22 protein-coding genes are annotated in these 20,223 nt (G+C 50.2%); 21 read left to right on the top strand and 1 reads right to left on the bottom strand.

The genetic code is table 11. The features are described 5' to 3' along the window. The first annotated feature begins 197 nt into the window (after positions 1–197). From EIZ37_RS20665 to EIZ37_RS20625, 9 genes are all read left to right on the top strand, one after another. A complete protein-coding gene (locus EIZ37_RS20665) occupies positions 198–1,316 on the top strand; it encodes a hypothetical protein (RefSeq protein ID WP_134686673.1) in 1,119 nt (372 codons plus the stop codon). Positions 1,317–1,326: 10 nt separating this feature from the next. Beyond that, entirely contained in the window at positions 1,327–1,524 is a 198-nt protein-coding gene (locus EIZ37_RS20660; RefSeq protein WP_134686667.1) for an IDEAL domain-containing protein, read from the top strand. Positions 1,525–1,596: 72 nt separating this feature from the next. Then, positions 1,597–2,019 carry a DUF2487 family protein gene (locus EIZ37_RS20655; RefSeq protein ID WP_134686666.1) on the top strand — a complete coding sequence of 141 codons (423 nt, stop codon included), beginning with the start codon at positions 1,597–1,599 and terminating at the stop codon, positions 2,017–2,019. Positions 2,020–2,231: 212 nt separating this feature from the next. Then, positions 2,232–2,747 carry a QcrA and Rieske domain-containing protein gene (locus EIZ37_RS20650; protein ID WP_134686665.1) on the top strand — a complete coding sequence of 172 codons (516 nt, stop codon included), beginning with the start codon at positions 2,232–2,234 and terminating at the stop codon, positions 2,745–2,747. Position 2,748: 1 nt separating this feature from the next. Further along, the gene (gene qcrB, locus EIZ37_RS20645; RefSeq protein ID WP_134686664.1) at positions 2,749–3,420 is read left to right on the top strand and encodes a menaquinol-cytochrome c reductase cytochrome b subunit; all 672 of its coding nucleotides are present in this window, start codon (positions 2,749–2,751) and stop codon (positions 3,418–3,420) included. Positions 3,421–3,473: 53 nt separating this feature from the next. Further along, positions 3,474–4,268 (top strand): menaquinol-cytochrome c reductase cytochrome b/c subunit, encoded by a 795-nt coding sequence (locus tag EIZ37_RS20640; protein WP_134686663.1) that lies wholly within the window; start codon positions 3,474–3,476, stop codon positions 4,266–4,268. A 154-nt stretch (positions 4,269–4,422) separates the two neighbouring features. Then, entirely contained in the window at positions 4,423–5,022 is a 600-nt protein-coding gene (locus EIZ37_RS20635) for a DUF1405 domain-containing protein (protein WP_134686662.1), read from the top strand. A gap of 49 nt (positions 5,023–5,071) precedes the next feature. Then, positions 5,072–5,890 (top strand): sporulation protein YpjB, encoded by an 819-nt coding sequence (locus EIZ37_RS20630; protein WP_134686661.1) that lies wholly within the window; start codon positions 5,072–5,074, stop codon positions 5,888–5,890. 51 nt (positions 5,891–5,941) lie between these two features. After that, on the top strand, positions 5,942–6,484 hold the full coding sequence (locus tag EIZ37_RS20625) for an AAA family ATPase (RefSeq protein WP_134686660.1): 543 nt from the start codon (positions 5,942–5,944) through the stop codon (positions 6,482–6,484). A gap of 92 nt (positions 6,485–6,576) precedes the next feature. On the opposite strand, the gene EIZ37_RS20620 is transcribed toward EIZ37_RS20625, so the two are convergent. After that, positions 6,577–7,434: a YitT family protein gene (locus EIZ37_RS20620; RefSeq protein ID WP_134686659.1), complete on the bottom strand. Its 858-nt coding sequence runs from the start codon at positions 7,432–7,434 to the stop codon at positions 6,577–6,579. 160 nt (positions 7,435–7,594) lie between these two features. Between EIZ37_RS20620 and EIZ37_RS20615 the strand changes: the two genes are divergently transcribed. The 12 genes from EIZ37_RS20615 (at position 7,595) to dinG (ending at position 20,190) form a co-directional block, all read left to right on the top strand. Then, on the top strand, positions 7,595–7,930 hold the full coding sequence (locus EIZ37_RS20615; RefSeq protein ID WP_134686658.1) for a nucleotide pyrophosphohydrolase: 336 nt from the start codon (positions 7,595–7,597) through the stop codon (positions 7,928–7,930). 62 nt (positions 7,931–7,992) lie between these two features. After that, on the top strand, positions 7,993–8,700 hold the full coding sequence (dapB, locus tag EIZ37_RS20610) for a 4-hydroxy-tetrahydrodipicolinate reductase (protein ID WP_235828138.1): 708 nt from the start codon (positions 7,993–7,995) through the stop codon (positions 8,698–8,700). Positions 8,701–8,719: 19 nt separating this feature from the next. Beyond that, positions 8,720–9,130, top strand: a complete 411-nt coding sequence (locus EIZ37_RS20605) for a methylglyoxal synthase (protein ID WP_134686656.1) — start codon at positions 8,720–8,722, stop codon at positions 9,128–9,130. Then, a complete protein-coding gene (gene bshB1 / locus EIZ37_RS20600) occupies positions 9,127–9,825 on the top strand; it encodes a bacillithiol biosynthesis deacetylase BshB1 (protein ID WP_134686655.1) in 699 nt (232 codons plus the stop codon). Before EIZ37_RS20605 ends, bshB1 begins: the two co-directional genes overlap by 4 nt. A 50-nt stretch (positions 9,826–9,875) precedes the next feature. Further along, positions 9,876–10,991, top strand: a complete 1,116-nt coding sequence (gene bshA, locus EIZ37_RS20595) for an N-acetyl-alpha-D-glucosaminyl L-malate synthase BshA (RefSeq protein ID WP_134686654.1) — start codon at positions 9,876–9,878, stop codon at positions 10,989–10,991. 118 nt (positions 10,992–11,109) lie between these two features. Next, complete coding sequence (locus tag EIZ37_RS20590) at positions 11,110–12,342, top strand: CCA tRNA nucleotidyltransferase (protein ID WP_134686653.1); 1,233 nt, start codon at positions 11,110–11,112, stop codon at positions 12,340–12,342. Continuing rightward, positions 12,323–13,309 (top strand): biotin--[acetyl-CoA-carboxylase] ligase, encoded by a 987-nt coding sequence (locus EIZ37_RS20585; RefSeq protein ID WP_134686652.1) that lies wholly within the window; start codon positions 12,323–12,325, stop codon positions 13,307–13,309. The genes EIZ37_RS20590 and EIZ37_RS20585 overlap by 20 nt, the downstream gene beginning before the upstream one ends. 239 nt (positions 13,310–13,548) lie before the next feature. Continuing rightward, positions 13,549–14,409 carry a 3-methyl-2-oxobutanoate hydroxymethyltransferase gene (panB, locus tag EIZ37_RS20580; protein ID WP_134686651.1) on the top strand — a complete coding sequence of 287 codons (861 nt, stop codon included), beginning with the start codon at positions 13,549–13,551 and terminating at the stop codon, positions 14,407–14,409. Beyond that, on the top strand, positions 14,406–15,269 hold the full coding sequence (panC, locus tag EIZ37_RS20575) for a pantoate--beta-alanine ligase (protein ID WP_134686650.1): 864 nt from the start codon (positions 14,406–14,408) through the stop codon (positions 15,267–15,269). The genes panB and panC overlap by 4 nt, the downstream gene beginning before the upstream one ends. A 21-nt stretch (positions 15,270–15,290) precedes the next feature. Then, complete coding sequence (gene panD / locus EIZ37_RS20570; RefSeq protein ID WP_134686649.1) at positions 15,291–15,674, top strand: aspartate 1-decarboxylase; 384 nt, start codon at positions 15,291–15,293, stop codon at positions 15,672–15,674. Between the two features lie 89 nt (positions 15,675–15,763). Then, the gene (locus EIZ37_RS20565) at positions 15,764–17,239 is read left to right on the top strand and encodes a tetratricopeptide repeat protein (RefSeq protein WP_134686648.1); all 1,476 of its coding nucleotides are present in this window, start codon (positions 15,764–15,766) and stop codon (positions 17,237–17,239) included. 83 nt (positions 17,240–17,322) lie between these two features. Further along, entirely contained in the window at positions 17,323–20,190 is a 2,868-nt protein-coding gene (dinG, locus tag EIZ37_RS20560; RefSeq protein ID WP_134686647.1) for an ATP-dependent DNA helicase DinG, read from the top strand. Positions 20,191–20,223 lie beyond the last annotated feature (33 nt).

Genomic DNA, 20,223 nt, shown 5'->3' with positions numbered 1-20,223 from the left:
GTGTGAGAGGTCGGGGGCTAGCCGCCCCCTCCTACTCGATTTTGCACGATCAGGGGTTTGATTGCGCTAAAGCGCTGAGGCGTAAATCGTATAAGATAAACGAAGTCTTCGCAAAAAGACTTGGCTCAGCCAAGTTTATCTAACCTAAATTTGGTAAGAATGGAGAGTAAATTCGATACGGATAGAAGGGATTCATGGTGAATTTGGCAGAGATTCTGGTCTACACGGACATCCGTCAGCTCCATCAAATCGCAAATCACTATGGCTGTGAGTGCAATCCACACTCAAAAAATGATCTAATCACGACATTACTCTCCAATCTGCGGCATAAAAGCACGATACAGACAGAGGTTGAGCGACTGTCTTCTCCGGAAGTTCATTTTTTGATGCAGTTGCTCTTAGATAAGCGAAGCGTATTTTCGTTGGAAGATTTGATGGCAAAAGCGAGTGTCGCCATTGATTCTGAACATGAACAACGGATGGAGGAAGGACGAAAGCTCATTGCCGCAGCACTCCGGCGAGGGTGGGTGTTTCCGGCAAAAGGAAAGACAGTAGGGCAATATCAAATTCCTCAGGATTTACGGGAGCCCTATTTGAAAGCGTGGCTGAATGGAAAGCTGGACGAAGCGGAATGGAAAGGAACGCAGCCGGCTGCATATCGGGATGAAGGTACGGCCATGAGCGATGATCTTTATCAGTTTCTGCGCTTTCTGGAGAGAGAGCCGGTGCCGTTGACAGCTGATGGCGGCATGTACAAACGCTATCAAAGCCAACTGCTCCGCTTTCTCAGCGTGCAAGAGGAGCCTTTGCCTCCGCAAAAGTGGCGATTTGGCTACGGACTTCATTTTGATCTGTACCCTGATCGGTTCTCGCTGTTATATGATTACTGCTACTACCAGCGCTGGATCGAGGAGTCGCCGGGAGTCTTGCGGATCGCGGAAAAAGGAGTCGAGCAGCTGTTGACGCCCGTTTCCGAGCAAATCCAGCATGATGTAATTCGCTTCTGGCTGCGATTGTACAAAAGGGCGATACCCAATCTGCCGATGATTGTACAGGTGATCCCGGTAACGACCAGGGGAGGATGGCTCGCGCAGAGCAGTCTGGCCAATCTGCTGTTGCCATGGATTAAACCGTTTTATTATGATGAGCCGCTGAACATTCTGCACAACCGGATATTGAAAATGATGGTGCATCTCGGGCTGCTGAAGGTAGGGCAGCGCGGGGATGGAGAATGGATGTATGCACATACAGAGCTTTGCCAGTCATGGCTGAAAGCATACAATGGATTTACCGAATCCACGATACTGTTAAAGTGAGGGATTAGACATGGAATGGCCGAATATTTACGGGAATCAATCGGTGTCTGGACTGCTGTCGGAGATGGTGATCGACGAACAAGTCCGTTTATATCGCAAACGGACACTGTATAAGGAAATTGACGAAGCCCTGGAAAACAAAAACAAGGAACGATTCTTGTATCTGACAACCGAACTGCGGGAAATCATGGCGTATGAACAAAGGTAAAAGCGGTTGATTGCACGTGCATCCTCTTCGTGGTAAGCTAAATCAGCAGATTTACGCGAGAGGAAGAGAGCTATGCAATGGAGAATGGATGAATTGCAAAACTGGGAGGAGATGCGACTCTATTATGATACCGCACTGCTCCCTTTATATTTGTACAAACCATCTATAGATATACCCTCACATGCTGAGCGGATGACTTATCTCCTGAATGTGGCGGCGGCTATCGAGCAAAAGCTGAAAGGACGGATCTTACTCTTTCCGCTGTCCTATCAGATTAGCGAGGAGAGTTTCGTACACCAGCTGCCCAGCAAATTCCGGCATTACATTCTTTTGCAATTTAGTGGGCATCATGTGAAAGGGAGCCTGCCGCCAGGAGAAGAAGGGGAGATTCATACTTTTACGATTGGCGATGAAGACTTGACCTCGCAGATTCGTTTTGAAGTAACGGTGGACGTGCTGACCGAAGAAGTCCTCCATGCGTGGAAAAATCAATAGAATTGATTGAGAACAGCCATACTAAAAAAATCAATCCTCAATTTATGACAAAATCTCAACAATATCGGAAGCAATTGAATCGAGTCTTTCTGTTAACGCCTGTAGATTCTTGACATCTAAAATGGCGTTAGCTATGATTGGGAATGACCTAGTGTAATTATGTATTGTAGTACCTTCGTCACGTTATTCTGCAGATAAGGAGGGAAAAAGAGATGAGCGAAAAACGGGAAATATCCAGACGTACATTTCTAAACTATGCACTCATGGGAACTGGCGGTTTCCTAGCTGCAGGTATGATTACACCGATGATCCGATTTGCAGTTGACCCGTTGCTGAAGCACTCCGCTGGCGGAGATAAAGTAGCGGTAGGAAGCATAGATGAATTCGGAGCAGAACCTAAGCGCGTAGAATTCAAGGTGCATACCAAGGACGGTTGGTATGAATCCGAGTCGGTTCTTGCCGCATGGGTTACCAAGAATGACAAAGGTGAAGTGACAGCACTTTCCCCTGTGTGCAAACACTTGGGATGTACGGTGGACTGGAACAAGGGCGAGCATGAAAATGAGTACTTCTGCCCCTGTCACATGGGACGTTACAAAATTGATGGAGCCCATGTACTTGGTACTCCACCAACCAAATCGCTTGATCTTTATGAAACAGAAGTAAAAGACGGCAAGCTGTACCTAGGAAAAATCAAACCGAATCCTCTACCGGGGGTGACTGGCTAAGATGTTGCAAAAAATGTATGATTGGGTGGACGAGCGCCTGAATATCACCCCGATGTGGCGTGATTTGGCCGACCACGAAGTGCCAGAGCACGTGAACCCGGCACACCATTTCTCCGCGTTCGTGTACTGCTTTGGCGGACTTACGTTCTTTATTACCGTTATCCAAATCTTGTCTGGTATGTTTTTGACGATGTATTATGTACCGGACATTATCAATGCGTACGAATCCGTAAAGTATCTTCAAAACGAAGTAGCTTTCGGTGTAATTGTACGCGGTATGCACCACTGGGGCGCAAGTTTGGTAATCGTGATGATGTTTTTACATACACTCCGCGTGTTCTTCACCGGCGCTTACAAAAAGCCGCGTGAATTGAACTGGGTAGTGGGCATGTTGATCTTCTTCGTGATGCTTGGACTGGGCTTCACCGGTTATCTCCTGCCATGGGATAACACCGCTTACTTTGCAACAAAAGTAGGTTTGGAGATCGCCAACTCGGTTCCGGTGATCGGACCATACGCGAAAGCACTGTTGACTGGCGGCGACATCGTAGGTGCGCAAACGCTTTCTCGCTTCTTTGCCATCCACGTATTCTTCTTGCCAGGCGCACTGCTTGGACTCTTGGGCGCTCACTTTGTCATGATTCGTGCACAGGGTATTTCCGGACCACTATAAGTCTTCGACAATTTTGAAGAGAGATCTTTGATCTCGATCAAGGAGGGTATAGCATGGCTAAACATGATAAAGATGCTACCTTCGTCGGAGACTCGCGAATTTCGGCGAAGCGCATCCCTAATATTGCTCCATCTTACTCCGAGTTCCCCGGAAAATCGGAACCGTTCTGGCCGAACTTCCTGTTGAAAGAGTGGATGGTAGCGGCTGTATGTTTGGTAGGATACTTGCTCTTGACAGTATCCCATCCGTCGCCGCTGACAGACAAGGCAAACCCGAACGATACATCGTTTGTTCCGTTGCCTGACTGGTACTTCCTGTTCCTGTACCAAATGCTGAAATATCCTTGGGCGTCCGGTGACTGGGTAGTCTTTGGTACCATCATTTTCCCAGGGGTTGCGTTTACCGCATTGGTTCTCGCACCTTGGTTGGATGCCGGCAAAGACCGTCGTCCGAAAAAACGTCCGGTTGCTACGGGAATTATGCTTCTGTCCCTGATCGGTATTTTCTATCTGACATGGGCAGCCAATGATGAGCATAGCCGTCTGCACCCAAGCAATGGCGGCCACAGCGCTGGCGGTGCTACGGCACCAGCAGCTCCCGCAGAGAAGGCAGATTCGTCGTTTAAACCGGATGCAGTCTGGACCGCACAAACAAGCTGTCAAGGTTGCCATGGTGTGAATATGGAAGGTGTCGCTGGACCTAACCTGCAAAAGGTTGGTAGCAAGCTTGACGCTAACCAAATCGCCGACATCATCAAGAATGGTAAAGGCGGTATGCCTCCTGGTATGTTCCAAGGCAGCGATGATGATCTGAAAAAACTGGCCGAATATATGGCAAGCTTAAAATAAGCGATGAAAAAGCTGGCTGACGACTCGGTCAGCTTTTTTCTTCACCATTTTTCTCGCAACAAAGGCACAAATCTTTCCGTGACGGATGGAATGGGATCGGTCTGGGAATAAAAGGAAGCGACGTCGCAGCAAGCGATTATGGGAGACGATTGAGATGAAGGGTTTGTGGAAGTGGTTGTGGGCATCACTGATGGAACGTTGGTTTCTCTGGATGCTTTTCATAATCAACTTTTTAGGTACAATATATGGCTTCATCTGGTATGGAAACCAATTGGAGAGTACAGTGCCTTGGCTGCGCATATTTGTGCCGGACAGTCCGACGGGAAGCGGATTGTTTACATTGGTCATTCTCACCTACCTTCTCGGCAAGCACATTCCGCTCTTGGAAGCATTGGCCGGTATTACCAATTTTAAGTATGGCGTATGGGCGGTCGGGGTGATCATCGCTGGATGGGCCATGGGCAATGAAGTACGATGGACAGATATCATGCTCATGGCTTCCCATACAGGAATGGCGGTCGAATCTGCCCTGTATGCTCGTTTCTATAAGCTCAGCTGGCTGCCGGTCGGTCTGGCTGCCTTATGGACGTTGAATAATGACTTCCTGGACTACGTCATGTTTATTCATCCTTGGTTACCGGATGTATTGGTTCCTTATACGGGGATCGTGGGATTATGCACGGTAATGCTCAGTCTGATCTCCATTGCGATGATCTGGTATTTGAATCTGTTTCAACAGAGAAACAAGGTCTAATCTTGTCCTCCTTTCCATAGGCTAGTACTAGGGAAAGGAGGATTTTCTTTTGCGGAAAAATCGAGTGATTTTACTTGTGTTGATCGTAGTCGGTCTTTCTCTGGCTTGGCCTGTGCAATCATTCTTTTCCCAGTTGCAGAAACCGGAGCATGAAGCGCATCTGGTGGAATTGGATCAGCTGGCGGGTGATTTTTATCAGCTTACGAAAAAAGGGGACTTGGAAGCAGCGAGAAGCAAATTGAATCAGCTTGGCGAGATCTTTCCCAATCAAACATTGCCGACACGCATTCGCATCGAAAGTCTGAATGCGGTAACCCAGTCCATACTGGCGGCGAAACAAATGTACGCTAACCCTGCATCGGGTGAGGATAAATTGCTATGGCACGCCACACAGGTGAGAGTGGCCATTGATGCGCTCAGTCACGCCCATCAGCCGATGTGGAGGGAGTATTACAGCTCGTATGCCAATCAAATGCAAAACCTGCTGCAAGCGTCGGTGGAACGGGACAACGTAGCGTTTCTCGCGCAATTTGAAGAGAACTATCAGCTGTTTTTGGCGATTCGTCCGGCGATGAGTGTCCAGCTGCAGGCCGGTCAAATGGAGAAAATCGGAGCAGCTTATCAACGGATTCATAAAGAAATCCGAAATGAGCAGGTAGATTGGCAGCTGGTCAGGGAAGCACTTCGAGAGTTAAGCGCGCAGATGCAGGTCGCTTTTGTCGGAGAGGATAAAAGCACGCTTGCGCAATTCATTCATCCGCAATCTCCCTTGACGTTAATCCTGACGATAGCAGGTGTCGTGTGCTTGACTCTCGCTTATGTTGCATGGCGAAAATATCAAGCCGAACACGTTGGAACATTTGGGTAAGTTCGCGATGATAGGCGGGTCACAGACAACTCTGGTAGGTGGGATCAAAGCATGAATGCTGATAAAACGGGGGTATTTCTGATTACGGGGATCATGGCGTCGGGAAAATCTACGATCGCCGAGCTTCTTGCACGAAAGTTTGAAAGAGCCATTCATTTGCGGGGAGATGCCTTCAGGAGAATGATTGTGAGCGGTAGGGAAGAAATGCTGCCTGACTCGGAAGGAGAAGCGATACGACAACTGCGCTTGCGCCATCAAATTTCAGCTCGGGTCGCAGATACATACTTTGCCGCTGGTTTTAACGTTGTGTTGCAAGATGTGATTATCGGGCCAATGCTTCAGGAAACGGTTGATTTTATTCAACAAGGGCCACTCTATGTCGTGGTGCTGATTCCCGCACAGGAAGAGGTGGCCAAGAGAGAGGCGAATCGCTCGAAAACCGGGTACGGTTTGTGGACAATCGCTGAGCTTGATCGGCGATTGCGCGAACAAACACCAAGGGTAGGCTTATGGCTCGATACTTCCCATCAATCTCCAGAGGAATCAGTGGAGGAGATATGGGATCGGGTCTGGACAGAGGGCCGGGTCAGATAAAACGATGAGAATGAATGCGCCCTGACGGAGAAACAAACAAAAACGCGCCAAATCCGGCGCGTTTTTGTTTTGCACAAAGTATGTATGCTGAATCAATCGCGAAGCGGCTGCTTGTTTTCATCAAAGGTAAATCCTTCTCCCAGCACCTCATGGACATCATTGACGATGACGAAGGCATGTGGATCCACTTCTTGCACGATCGACTTAAACCGGACGATTTCATTACGGCTGACGACTACATAGACCACATCTTTTTCTTCCCCGGAAAATGCACCTCGACCCGATAGAAGCGTCACGCCCCGGCCAACGGCGAGAATTTGATCCGCAATTTCTTGGGCATGATTGGAAATGATGGTGAGCGCTTTTCCCGCATAGGCGCCATCCTGGAAAAAGTCGATCACACGTGCAGCGACAAAGACCGCGACCAATGTGTACATGGCACTTTCCACACTGAGGTAGATCAGGGAAGCCCCGATTACGAGAATATCACCGAAAAACAGTGTTCTGCCCATGCTGATGCCAAAGTGTTTTTGCAGCAAGCGCGCGATAATATCCACACCGCCCGTCGTCCCCCCGTAACGGAAGATGATGCCTAGTCCTGCGCCAACTGCCACCCCTGCATACAGGGAAGCGAGCAATTTGTCATTGAGAGGCAAAGCCAGTGTACCTTCAAAGAGGGATAAAAATACGGACAAGCTGACAGTTCCGATAATCGTATAAATAAACGCAGCGCGCCCCAGCACTTTCCACCCAAGAATAAAGAGAGGAATATTCAGCAAAAAGTAAACAATCCCTTGATCCACCGCCGGAAGCAAGAGTTTGATAATGATGCTGATCCCGGTAATGCCGCCTTCAGCGAGGTTGTTCGGAATATTGAAGGCATTAATCCCAAATCCCATGATCGCAGTTCCGATGATGATAGCTAGAATACTTTTCAGTCGTAGATTCATCTGTCATTTTTCGCTCCTTTACACCCGTGCCAGAGCCATTATATCGGACATGGATAGGGATGTCCACAATAGGCCGTCAAAGTGTGAACAGGATTTGGCAAACTGCTCCGTTTCGGGTAGGATAGTCGGTAGAGAGAATTGGTGAAAGGAGGTAGGAGGTATGACGGAGAAACGAAAAACACTGGAGGAAATCCAGGCAGAAGTGGATCAATACATATCCCAATTCAAAGAAGGGTATTTTTCCCCGCTTGCGATGATGGCGCGTATGACGGAGGAAGTCGGAGAGCTGGCAAGAGAAATCAACCATTATTATGGAGAAAAGCCGAAAAAAAACGATGAAGAAGAAAAGACGGTTGCCGAAGAACTAGGAGATGTCTTTTTTATCGTGCTGTGCTTTGCCAACTCATTAGGGATTGATCTGCAAGAAGCATTTGACCGGATTATGCACAAGTTCAACACGCGGGATAAAGACCGCTGGACACGAATCGAAGAATAGACAGGAAGAGGGGACAACCATTGCAGCCAATTCGAGTAGCAGTCGCGGGAGCAAAAGGAAGAATGGGACAGGAAGTCGTGAAGATGCTGGAAGCTGATGAGCAGCTCGTTTATGCCGGGCCCATCGATACGAGAAAGAGCGAGCAGGAAATCGCATACCAGTTTGCTGAGCTGAAGCCGGATGTAATGGTCGATTTTACGACGCCGCATGATGTCTATCGCAACATGGAGCTGTCGCTGGCGCATGGCGTCAGACCGGTAGTAGGGACGACCGGCTTGTCTGCGGCCCAATTGCAAGACTTGACGGAGCGCTTCAAGGCTGCTGGCTTAGGAGCGATTTTGGCGCCGAACTTTGCGATCGGGGCAATTCTTTGCATGAAGTTTGCAGCGATGGCGGCCAAATACATGCCACATGTGGAAATTATCGAGCTTCACCATGACCGGAAGCTGGATGCGCCAAGCGGAACCGCGCTAAAAACGGCGGAGCTGATCAGCCAAGCGAGAGAGCATATCGTGCAGGGGCATCCGGACGAAAAAGAACTGATTCCGGGAGCACGGGGCTCCGAGTATGACGGCTTCCGCATTCACAGCGTCCGTCTGCCGGGAATGGTTGCCCATCAGGAGGTATTGTTTGGTGCTGTTGGCCAGACGTTGTCCATCAGACATGATTCCATCAGCCGCGAATCGTTCATGCCTGGGGTGAATATGGCCATTAAGGCTGTGATGAACCTCGACCATTTGGTGTATGGATTGGAGCATTTAATCGATTAGAGAGAATGGGGAGAGACGGATGAGAGTAGCGTTGATCGCACACGATCGCAAGAAGGAAGAAATGATACAGCTGGCAGTCGCTTATGAGCCTATTTTGGCAAAGCACGAATTGTATGCCACCGGGACAACCGGACAACGCATCATGGAAGCCACATCGCTGCATGTAACGCGTTTTCTGTCAGGACCGCTTGGCGGTGACCAACAGATTGGTGCGATGATCGCACGCAATGAGATGGATGTCATCATTTTTTTACGCGATCCGTTGACCTCTCAGCCGCATGAGCCAGATATCATTGCCCTTTTGCGCCTGTGCGATGTGCACCGCATCCCGTTTGCGACGAATCTCGGTTCAGCGGAGATCATCTTGAAAGCGTTGGCCAATGACGAAATCGCATGGCGAAAAATTGTCCATGAGGAGCAGAAAGAATGATAGAAAGATTAGATATATTGGCGATCGGCGCCCATCCCGATGATGTGGAAATCGGGGCGGCGGGAAGCCTGCTAAAAGCAGCCAAACAGGGAAAACGTGTCGGCATCCTGGATTTGACCTATGCCGAGCTTTCCTCCAATGGAGATGTCTCCAGAAGACAGCAGGAAGCAGCAGCAGCAGATCGATTGATGGGCATCGCCAATCGGACAAATCTCGGGCTTCCGGATCGAGGTCTGGAAGGAGTGCGTGAGGAAGCAATCCGACAAGTCGTGCGGATCATTCGACAGACAAGACCCGCACTGGTCCTGGCTCCGTATATGCACGATCGCCATCCCGATCATGAAAGTGTCAGCCGGATTGTACGTGAAGCGATTTTCAATGCAGGCATTCGCAAATATGAGGCGGAGGAAGCCGGTGCCGCCTACCGACCGGACCGTTTTTGCTATTATTTTATCAATTCAACCGTGACACCGGTTTTTTTCGTAGATATCAGCGATGTGTATCAAGAAAAAATGAACGTCCTTCGCTGCTATCGCAGCCAATTTGAGCGAGAAGAAAACACCGTTGCAACTCCATTGAATAACGGTTATCTAGAGGCGGTCGAGTATCGTGAGCGCCTATTTGGACAGCAAGCCGGCGTCGATTTTGCCGAAGGCTTTGTAAATGCTTCGCCATTGGTGTTTTCGCAATTGTAGGAGTATGTTCGAAAGCTGTTTTTGGCAAGCATGGTAAAGGAGAGTCTTTTATGAATATAGGCATCACGTGTTACCCTTCCTTAGGCGGTTCTGGCGTCGTCGCGACGGAACTTGGGAAGCTGTTGGCCGAACGTGGCCATAATGTGCATTTTATTACGTCAAGCATGCCTTTCCGTTTGGGCGGCTTTCATCCGAATATCTTTTATCATGAGGTGGAAGTTAACCACTACGACGTATTTAAATATCCGCCATACGACTTGACGCTCGCCAATCGGATGGCACAGGTAGCGAAAAATGAAAAGCTGGATATTTTGCACGTTCATTATGCGGTCCCGCACGCTCTCTGCGCCTACCTGGCCAAGCAAATGGTAGGGGATGGCTTGAAGATCGTAACGACGCTGCATGGGACCGACATCACGGTGCTCGGGTATGATTCCAGCTTGAGCGAGATGATTCGCTTCGGCATCGAGCAGAGCGATCTGGTAACGGCGGTCTCGCGGGATTTGATCCGTGAAACCAAGCAGCTGCTGCAAGTAACCAAAGAGATTGAACCCGTATACAATTTTGTGGACAAACGCCGCTACTATCCACGGGAAGTATCCCATCTGAAAAAAGTGTTCGCGCCTAACGGAGAAAAGGTAATCATGCATATTTCCAATTTCCGTCCCGTGAAGCGTGTACCGGATGTGGTGGAGGTATTTCGCCTGGTCCGAAACGAAATGCAGGCCAAGCTGATCTTTATCGGGGAGGGACCCGACCTGATCCACGCACGCAAGCAGCTCATCGATCTGGGACTGGCGAATGATGTCCATTTTCTCGGAAAGCAAGAGGATGTGGCAGAAGTGATTTCCATGGCAGACGTGATGCTGCTCCCTTCCGAAAAGGAAAGCTTCGGACTGGTCGCCTTGGAAGCGATGGCTTGCGGGGTGCCGGTCGTCGCATCTACAGCCGGCGGATTGCCGGAAGTAGTCGTGGACGGTGAAAGCGGCTTCTTGTGCGAGGTTGGGGATGTGCAGGGCATGGCAGAACGGACCCTGCAGCTGCTGCAGGACGAAAAGCTGTATCGAGAATTTTCCACGAGCGGCATCGAGCGATCCTGTGAAACCTTCTGCCACAACAAGATTGCAGCCCAATACGAAGAGCTGTACTTGCGTTTATTGTCATAGTGAATCTTTTTTCATTTGCTGTATTACTTTGGATACCAGGATAAACAACCCAAAGAGCATTTTCATGAGAAATCCTCCTTACGTCATTCGCTGTCTGTGGAGAAAGGAGACGAGGCTGATGCGAAAAGAAGCGGCCCGGCAAGTTCTTCAAACGTTGGAGGAGAATGGGTATGAAGCTTATTTCGTCGGCGGATGCGTACGAGACTGGCATCTGGGAAGGCCGATTCAAGATATAGATATATGTACGAATGCCCATCCTGGCGACGTGATGCGCCTATTTCCCGATCATGTGCCGACTGGACTCAAGCATGGTACAGTCTCCGTGAAGCGGGACGGTTATTTATTTGAGGTAACCACCTATCGGACAGAAGGCGATTATCTGGATTTTCGGCGGCCGGAGCATGTGACCTTTGTCGGGGAATTGCACCTGGATTTGGCCAGACGCGATTTTACAATGAATGCGATGGCGATGGATCAACACGATCGTCTCGAGGATCCCTTTCACGGGCGGCAAGATCTGGCGGATGGTGTGATTCGGGCGGTAGGTGACCCATCTGTACGGTTTCGTGAGGATGCGCTGCGTATCTTGCGTGCCGTACGTTTTTCCGTTCAGTTGGGTTTTCAGATTGAGCCGGAAACGAAGGCTGCCATCGCAGAAACAGCGAATCTGCTCGCACATATTGCCATTGAACGAGTGCGTGATGAGCTGAACAAGCTGCTGCATGGCTCTTTTCTCAAAATCGGGATGGAGACGATGGTTGAAACACGGCTGTTTCAGGGAATTCCCCTCTTGCATCACCTATTTGGCAAACCGGAGCCGCAAATATGGCGGATCGGCAAAGTGGAGACTTTGACGCAAAAATGGTCCTTGCTTTTCTACATGATGAATCTTAGCCCTATAAAAGCCAAAGAACTCTGTTTCTTCTTGAAAATGTCCAAGCGAGAAATTGAAACGATCGGGCGGAACGTCATCGTTCTCGATCGATTGCAACCAAAGTGGGACACACCAGCGGCGATGCCGTGGGACCGGTTGCTGCTGGAATATGGCTTGACGGCGTGTGAGGAGATCGAGGGACTGCTGCGTGCTTGCTGGTGGAATCATGAGGAGCGGGATACGCTGTCTGTGCTGCGTAAGACATACGATGCATTACCGGTGAAAACGACCAAAGAACTGGCGATCAATGGAAAGCAGCTGCAGGAAGCCTTGCAAAAAAAACAGGGAGACTGGATCGCTCATACATTGAATCATCTGCTGGTTCAAACGGCTTTACACGGTCTTCCCAATACGCCCGAGCGATTGCTGGAAGAAGCACGAAATGAGGTAGCGAGGTATGAAAAACATCAAGCATGAGATACTGAAGGCTTTCCATCAGCACCCGGGTGAATTTATCTCGGGAGAAGCGTTGAGCCAGATTTGCAATTGTACACGCACGGCCGTATGGAAGCATATCGAGGAGCTGCGCCAGGAGGGCTATCGCTTCGATGCTGTGCGCAAAGCTGGCTACCGCTTGCTGTCGGCACCAGACAGTTTATCGGAGGAAGCGATCCAGACAGGCTTGCAGACGAGAATCATGGGTCAGCGGATCTATGCGCATGATGAGGTCGTCTCGACGCAGATGTTAGCCCATGAGGTAGCGAGCAAAGGAGCTCCCGAAGGCACCATCGTGATCGCGGAAAAGCAAAACGGCGGAAAAGGGAGGCTTGGACGAGCCTGGCACTCGCCGAAAGGAACGGGCATCTGGATGAGTCTCATCATAAGACCTTCCATTCCCCTGTCCAAAGCCCCGCAGCTTACTTTATTGACCGCTGTTGCCTTGGCGAAAGCGATACAGCTGCATACGGGTGTTTCGGTACAGATCAAATGGCCAAACGATTTGCTCTATCAAGGGAAAAAATTTTGTGGTATCTTGACGGAGTTGAACGCTGAATCGGACCGGATCAATTATTTGGTCATCGGGATCGGGATCAATGTGAATACCGTCGAATCCGATTTTCCTGATGATTTGCGCGAGATCGCCACTTCCCTGCGGATCGCAAGCGGAAACGAAATCAAGCGAGCCGCGCTCTTGCAGGCATTTTGCCAGGAATTCGAAGCGGAATATCTCCATTACTTGGCACATGGATTTGATCAGATCAAGCAGGCGTGGGAAGCCCGTTCCATATCATTGGGACGCATGGTAACGGTGCGAACGATTCACACTACCATCGAGGGGAAATCCATCGGACTTGATCCGGAAGGTGTGCTAATCGTGGAGGATGGCACCGGCATTCGCCACAAAGTGTATTCAGCGGATATCGATTATGGTGCAGAGCGGTAATGCTTCTGTTATAATAAACTCGGATGAGGCTGTATCTCCAATTGCTGGGAACGGCACTCATCAAGTTGTATGTGTTTTCTTTTTCTTCCAAAAAAATCATCTGCTCTGAGCCTGTGTGGGACCGAGACAGAAGGAAATCCAAAAGTACATGTGTTTTCGTATGGACAACCTTCTTTCGCATTCGGAAAGAAGGTTTTTTTGGATTTACACGGGAGCAGGAAGCAAAAAGGAGAGAAGGTATGAGTAATCAAAGCAATCCGGTAACGACGGCAGACTTGCGCAAAAGCAAGCAGAACAAGCACCCCATCGCCATGGTGACGGCCTATGACTTTCCGTCAGCCAAGCTGGTCGATGAAGCGGGTGTAGACATGATCCTTGTCGGTGATTCGCTGGGCATGGTCGTGCTGGGGTATGATTCGACGATCCCGGTGACCATGGAGGACATGATTCATCATTCCAAGGCGGTTGCCCGTGGCACAAAGCGAGCGTTTGTCGTAACGGATATGCCATTCCTCAGCTACCATGGCACGGTAGAGGAAGCCGTCAAAAATGCAGGTAGACTGATGCAAGAGGGCATGGCCAAAGCTGTAAAAATCGAAGGTGGACTGGAAATCGTACCGGTAGTCCGGCGTTGTACGCAGGCGGGTATCCCGGTCGTTGGTCATATTGGTCTTACCCCGCAATCCGTCCATCAGCTGGGCGGCTATCGGGTGCAGGGAAAAGACATCGAATCCGCCAAACGGTTGATTGAAGAAGCCAAAGCATTGGAGGAAGCGGGTGCTTTTGCCGTGGTTCTGGAATGTGTACCAGAGGAAGTAGCGGCTCTCGTCACGGATAGCGTCTCCATCCCAACCATCGGGATCGGGGCAGGGGTGAAATGCGACGGTCAAGTGCTGGTGTTCCACGACGTGCTATCCTACGCTTCCCAAATCAAACCGAAATTCGTGAAAAGCTACGCACAGGTCGGAGAAGCAATCAAGCAAGCCGTATCCGATTACGTGCTCGATGTGAAAGCAAAGCGCTTCCCGGCAGCGGAGCATACGTTCACGGCTTCCGAGGAGACGATCAAACAGTTATACGGAGATGGGGTAAAAGCATGATTCAGACACTCATGGAAGAATCAACGATTGCGGCGCTGCGTCAGCGTATAAAAGAAGCCCGTCAAGCAGGCAAAACGATCGGTTTTGTCCCGACAATGGGGTATTTGCATGACGGCCATGCAAGCTTGGTAAGAGCTGCGAGAGAGCAGGCGGATTTTGTCGTGATGAGTATTTTTGTCAATCCGCTGCAATTCGGACCAAATGAAGATTTGAGCAGATACCCGCGGGATCTCGAGCACGATCGGAAAGTAGCCAAAGCTGCTGGAGTGGATTTGCTGTTTACCCCATCCGTGGAAGAAATGTATCCTTCTAGAGTGCTGACCAATATTACCGTGTCTCAGGTTTCTGAGCCGTTGTGCGGGAAATCAAGACCGGGACACTTTGATGGTGTGGCCACAGTCGTGATGAAACTTTTCCAAATCGTGCAGCCAGATCTTGCCTTTTTCGGACAAAAGGATGCCCAACAGGTGGCAGTCGTCGAACAGATGGTGCGGGATCTTTCTGTTCCTGTGCAAATCGTCCGCTGCCCGATCATCCGGGAAGAAGACGGGTTGGCGATGAGCTCCCGCAATGTGTATCTGAATGAGGAGGAACGTAAGCAAGCGACGATCCTCTATCAGACACTCCAGCATGTTCGCTCGTCAATCGTGACGAAGCAACCGTTGGACCGGATTATTGCGGAAATGAAAAACATGATCAGCACCCAACCTCTGGCCGACATCGATTATGCGGAAATCCTCCGTTATCCGGACTTGACGGCTGTCAAGGAGTGGAAATCCGGGGAGCAGGTGCTGGTAGCGCTCGCGGTTCGTTTCGGACGGACACGCTTAATTGACAATATGATCCTGACTATTTCGTAATACCTGAAGGAGAGTGTCGGTATGTTTCGGACCATGATGAAGGCAAAGATCCATCGGGCCACAGTTACAGAAGCGAATCTCAATTATGTAGGCAGCATCACCATCGACAAGAATATCATGGATGCCGTCGATATCCTGCCAAATGAAAAAGTGCAAATCGTGAACAACAACAACGGAGCGCGGTTGGAAACCTATGTCATTGAAGGGGAACCGGGCAGCGGCGTGATTTGCTTGAATGGAGCAGCGGCTAGACTTGTACAGCCAGGTGATGTCGTGATCATTATCTCCTATGCGCTGATGACGGATGAGCAAGCTCGCCATCATAAGCCTCGTGTCGCCATTATGGGAGAAAATAATAAAATTGAAACCATCCTGGCAGAGGAAGTACACGCAACCGTAATGTAGGTGGACGCGTACCAGAAAAAGAATAGAGCCACTCCCCTTGTGAGACAATGTTACTGACTCACTGGCGTAACAGGGGGGTGGCTTTTCTTATGACGTTGGAAAATTATTTTGCGCAGTTAACTTCCAAATTGCAAGAAGTGGCGAAGCAATGGCCAACTGCTACAGATAAGGCAAGGCTTGGTCTGGCCAACGAGCTGTTGGAGCTGCGCAAAGCAAGCGATCACGTGATTGATTTATGGATGAGATTTGAGGAGTCGCTCTCAACCGTGATCAAGACGGTGAAAGAAGAGCAATTAACTGCATTCATGCCTGAAGCGGATGATGAGGCTATCGCAGTCAATACAGCAGGTTCAGCGGAAGACACTGAACCCGACGAAGCCTTTCCAGCGTTTCCGGTTCATGGCGAGAAAAGACATCCCCACGAGCCGCTGTTTCGAAAAGGGGAAGGTTTTTACCACCTGCGGCTTTATCAGGATGCGAAAACATGCTTTGACGAATTGATGAAACATTCTCCAGACTGGGAAATGGGACGTCTCTATTATGCTTACAGTCTGTTATTGTCCGGCGATCAGGAGCAAGGATTGAAGGAGTTCCGCTTACTCAGCAGGACTTCCAGCTCGCAAAGAGTGATGAGCATCAGCTATAATGCCATCGGGTGTATCCTCGCCGACGAAGAGCAGTGGCTGGAGGCTGCGCAAGCGTTCAAGGCAGCGATCGAGGTGGATCCCGACTATGCCGATGCGCATTTTAACCTGGCGCTGTGCTATTTGCATGATGAAGAGGTTGAAGATGCGTTCAACTCAGTGGAACGCTACATGGAACTCGAGCAGGACGATTGGGAAGCGGAGGCGATCTGGCTGCGGGCCGCACAATCCTTAGTCAAATCTGATTTGCAGACAAAAGAGATGGTGCCGCCAGGGCGATTGAAAGTTCCCGCACGCGTTCTCGGCAGCAATACCCTGTATGAAATGGCAACCATGTATGAAGCCCGCGGACAAATCCATCGGGCACAGCTGTGCTATGTCTATCTGCGGGAGCAGCTGCCGCTTGAGGGCTGGGTTTATCAAGGGCTTGCCTGGAATACTTGGTTGATCGCCGGCACCCGGGTCGCTTTGCCGCTGATGAAAAAAGCAATTACCTTGACGCCGGAAAACCTTGATTTTCAGTTTACGTATGGGTGGATGCTGCTGTTTGATGGGAAAATGGATGAGGCTATTCGGGTCTTTCGCTCCATATTACAGAAGAAAAGCGACCATCATTTGACGCGCTCCGGCATGGTGTCGGCCTATGAACGAATGGGTGAGATGGAAAGTGCCAGACAGTTGGCTCGTCAATTTTTGCAGGAGACGGATAACCCTTATCTGCAATCGCTTGGGTATTTTCATCTGGGCCGTCTAGCGATTATGGAGGAAAATTGGCAGCTGGCGGACCAATATTTTCAACGCGTACAAGAGAATGATTTTCGTGAGGTCGCCTTATATCGTCGTCTGTGCGACACAAAACTGGGCAAGATTGACACACAGGCAGACACGGAGCTGCCCATCATACCTCTTCCGAAACCGTAGAGAAGGATTCCGGTGAATGTTGCCGAATTTCTGATAGGTACTTCAATTTTTGAGCTGCTTGTATGTTGATCGAGGTGACACGTTTGAATCGTTTTTTTATCGTAGATTTTGAAACCACGGGAAGCTCCCCTCGTCAGGGAGACCAGATTATACAAATCGGTGCGGTGACCGTTGAGGACGGAAAAATTACCGATACATATGCCACGTTTGTCAATCCGGGTCAAGCGATTCCCGCCTATATCACGCAGCTCACCGGTATTACGGATGAGATGGTTGCGGATGCACCCACACTGGAAGAAATCATGCCGGAAATGCTGCGGCGCTTGGACGGAAGCGTTTTTGTTGCCCATAATGCAACCTTTGACCTGCAATTCTTACAAGAAGCCCTGAGTAACCAGGGCTATTATACATTTGATGGACCTGTGATCGATACCGTGGAGCTGGCTCGTTTTCTTCTGCCGATGCAGGGAAGCTATCGGTTGGTCGAACTGGCAGACGATTTGGATATTTATCATGATCGTCCGCATCAGGCGGATAGCGATGCGCTGGCTACCGCACATCTGTTTTTGTATTTGTATGACCTGATGCGCCGCCTGCCGTTGCCGACGATTCAAAGGCTGCAGATGCTCGTTTCCTCCTTTCGTTCGGATGTCGGCGAGTTGCTGAGACAGATGGAAATGGAGAAGCTGACGCATGCGGTGCTCGAGGAAGGAGAAGGCGAAGAACAGGACGAGTGGGATATTTACCGGCAGATTGCCTTGCGCAGGCGGGAACCGGAAGAGGTACAGCAGCTGCTTGTGTCTGCTGGAGTCTATCCCATGCCTGAGATAGACGAGTCCGAAGAAGCGTTATCAGTGCAGATAGAGGGGTTTCAGCGGAGGGAATCACAGGAGGCTATGATCAAGGCGATCCGGGAAGCGCTGGAAGCGGGCAGCCATCTGCTCGTAGAAGCGGGGACAGGTACCGGAAAGTCATTTGCCTACCTGCTGCCGGCTGCTTATTGGTCCAAGAATCACGGAGAACCGGTGATCATCAGCACCAATACGATTACCTTACAGGAGCAATTATTTGAAAAAGACATTCCGCGACTGAAAAAAATCGTGCCTTTTCCGTTTACGGCGGCCAAGTTGAAGGGCCGAGGCAATTACCTATGCTTGCGCAAGTTCGAGCAGAGTCTGGATGAAAGTGTCGAGCAAAACAGCCAAGAGATGCGCCTCGTCAAATCTCAGATGGTGACCTGGTTAACCCAGACCTTGACAGGGGATGTGGAAGAGCTGAGCCTGCCGCCATCGGGTACGCTGTATTGGCAACAAGTGAAAAGCGACGCGCATTCCTGTCTGCATCGACAATGTCCATGGTTCAGCCGCTGCTATTATTTCCAAGCGAGGGAGCAGGCGAAGAAAGCCGATCTCCTGGTCGTCAACCATGCATTGCTGGTCACGGATTTGGCAACTGACAATCATATTTTACCGTCCTATCAAGTGGCGGTGATCGACGAGGCCCATCATCTGGAGGCGGCTGCGACCCAGCACATGGGGCGAAAATATTCGACGGCCCAGCTTCAGTTTTTGGTTGATCGTCTCGGTATCGATGTCACCGGACGGATTCAAGGCTTTGTGGAAGACCTGATTCAATGGCGAGTCGATACCGAGGAGCGCGCGAAGGAAATCCTTTCCAGCCTGGGGACCACCCAGCATCAGATACGCGATGATGTGCTGGGCTGGACCAAGCAATTGCATACATGGGTGATGAAGCGCGGCTTCGAGACGACCGATGCTGGCAGCGTGACCGTCCGTTACCAGCAAGCGTCGTTTGCGGGGCGCAATGGGGAAAAACTCATCACGAAAGCAGAGGGGCTGATCAGCAAGCTTCTGTCGTTCGCCGAAACGCTGGAGAAGCTGCTTGCCCTGACAAAAGGGGGGGAAGAGGCTCCCACCTATTTCATGAAAAGTGCGATGACCGATATGCGCGGATTGCTGGATGACTTGCACGAAGCGGCCGAGCATCTGCACTTCCTCATCCATTGCGACGATGATAACTATGTGTACTGGATGGAGGAAGAATCGCGAACGCAGCGCAAGCATGTCTATCTGTATGCGGCTCCTCTGGAGGTGGCGCAAGAGCTGTCTCCTCTGTTTACAGACACGCGCAGTGTGGTGATGACATCGGCGACGCTTACCGTGAAAAATAGCTTTTCCTATATCAAGCATACCTTTGGCCTTGATCAGCTGCCGGAGGAAAAGGTGCGTACCGTAAGCCTTCCATCTCCATTTGACTATGAAAAACAAGGTCTGATCTTGATTCCTTCAGGCTTTCCAACCTTAAAGGAGAATGACGCTGAGTTCATCGAGGCGGTCATTCAAGGCTGCCTGGATATCATTCGGGCCGCAAATGGCCGCACGCTCATTCTCTTTACCGCAAATTCGATGCTGAGACAGGTATATAACGGGATGAAGGAACGGACTTCTGAGGATGAGTTTCTCCTGCTTGCGCACGGGATTGACAGCAATAACCGGAGTAAGCTCGTACGCACCTTTCAGCGGGAACAAAGAGCGGTGCTTTTTGGGACGAGCAGCTTTTGGGAGGGAGTCGACATTCCGGGGGAAGCACTGAGCGCACTGGTCATCGTGCGCTTACCGTTTTCACCGCCGAACCATCCCGTCGCGGTTGGCAGGGGAGAGCTGTTAAAAAAAGCCGGGAAAAATCCGTTCATGTCGCTTTCCTTGCCTGAAGCAGTCATTCAGTTCAAGCAAGGGGTAGGACGGTTGATTCGCGACCAGCATGACCGCGGCGTCGTGGTCGTGTTTGATACGCGGATCATCGAATCCCGCTATGGCCGTGCCTTTTTACAGTCCCTGCCGCCTTACCAGGTGCGTACGGGATCGTGGCCGCAGCTGCGTGAGCAAATCGAGCCGTTTCTCACGGGCATGGAGCCTTCACCGGAATCATAAGATGAAAGCAATAGTCTTGTGAGGATTTAGGTG

The sequence above is a fragment of the Brevibacillus migulae genome (assembly GCF_004521915.1).
GTDB classification, from domain to species: Bacteria; Bacillota; Bacilli; order Brevibacillales; family Brevibacillaceae; genus Brevibacillus_F; species Brevibacillus_F migulae.
The sequence above is the reverse complement of the archived record's forward strand: the minus strand, read 5'-3'. Positions and strand labels throughout refer to the sequence as shown.

Excerpts from the sequence above, each read along its gene's own strand:
- EIZ37_RS20625 (WP_134686660.1), top strand. The coding sequence starts at position 5,942 with ATGAATGCTGATAAAACGGGGGTATTTCTGATTACGGGGATCATGGCG.
- EIZ37_RS20620 (WP_134686659.1), bottom strand. The coding sequence starts at position 7,434 with ATGAATCTACGACTGAAAAGTATTCTAGCTATCATCATCGGAACTGCG.
- EIZ37_RS20650 (WP_134686665.1), top strand. The coding sequence starts at position 2,232 with ATGAGCGAAAAACGGGAAATATCCAGACGTACATTTCTAAACTATGCA.
- EIZ37_RS20655 (WP_134686666.1), top strand. The coding sequence starts at position 1,597 with ATGCAATGGAGAATGGATGAATTGCAAAACTGGGAGGAGATGCGACTC.
- EIZ37_RS20590 (WP_134686653.1), top strand. The coding sequence starts at position 11,110 with ATGCGAAAAGAAGCGGCCCGGCAAGTTCTTCAAACGTTGGAGGAGAAT.
- panC (WP_134686650.1), top strand. The coding sequence starts at position 14,406 with ATGATTCAGACACTCATGGAAGAATCAACGATTGCGGCGCTGCGTCAG.
- bshB1 (WP_134686655.1), top strand. The coding sequence starts at position 9,127 with ATGATAGAAAGATTAGATATATTGGCGATCGGCGCCCATCCCGATGAT.
- EIZ37_RS20635 (WP_134686662.1), top strand. The coding sequence starts at position 4,423 with ATGAAGGGTTTGTGGAAGTGGTTGTGGGCATCACTGATGGAACGTTGG.
- bshA (WP_134686654.1), top strand. The coding sequence starts at position 9,876 with ATGAATATAGGCATCACGTGTTACCCTTCCTTAGGCGGTTCTGGCGTC.
- EIZ37_RS20640 (WP_134686663.1), top strand. The coding sequence starts at position 3,474 with ATGGCTAAACATGATAAAGATGCTACCTTCGTCGGAGACTCGCGAATT.
- dapB (WP_235828138.1), top strand. The coding sequence starts at position 7,993 with ATGGGACAGGAAGTCGTGAAGATGCTGGAAGCTGATGAGCAGCTCGTT.
- qcrB (WP_134686664.1), top strand. The coding sequence starts at position 2,749 with ATGTTGCAAAAAATGTATGATTGGGTGGACGAGCGCCTGAATATCACC.
- panD (WP_134686649.1), top strand. The coding sequence starts at position 15,291 with ATGTTTCGGACCATGATGAAGGCAAAGATCCATCGGGCCACAGTTACA.
- EIZ37_RS20605 (WP_134686656.1), top strand. The coding sequence starts at position 8,720 with ATGAGAGTAGCGTTGATCGCACACGATCGCAAGAAGGAAGAAATGATA.
- EIZ37_RS20660 (WP_134686667.1), top strand. The coding sequence starts at position 1,327 with ATGGAATGGCCGAATATTTACGGGAATCAATCGGTGTCTGGACTGCTG.
- EIZ37_RS20585 (WP_134686652.1), top strand. The coding sequence starts at position 12,323 with ATGAAAAACATCAAGCATGAGATACTGAAGGCTTTCCATCAGCACCCG.
- EIZ37_RS20615 (WP_134686658.1), top strand. The coding sequence starts at position 7,595 with ATGACGGAGAAACGAAAAACACTGGAGGAAATCCAGGCAGAAGTGGAT.
- panB (WP_134686651.1), top strand. The coding sequence starts at position 13,549 with ATGAGTAATCAAAGCAATCCGGTAACGACGGCAGACTTGCGCAAAAGC.
- EIZ37_RS20565 (WP_134686648.1), top strand. The coding sequence starts at position 15,764 with ATGACGTTGGAAAATTATTTTGCGCAGTTAACTTCCAAATTGCAAGAA.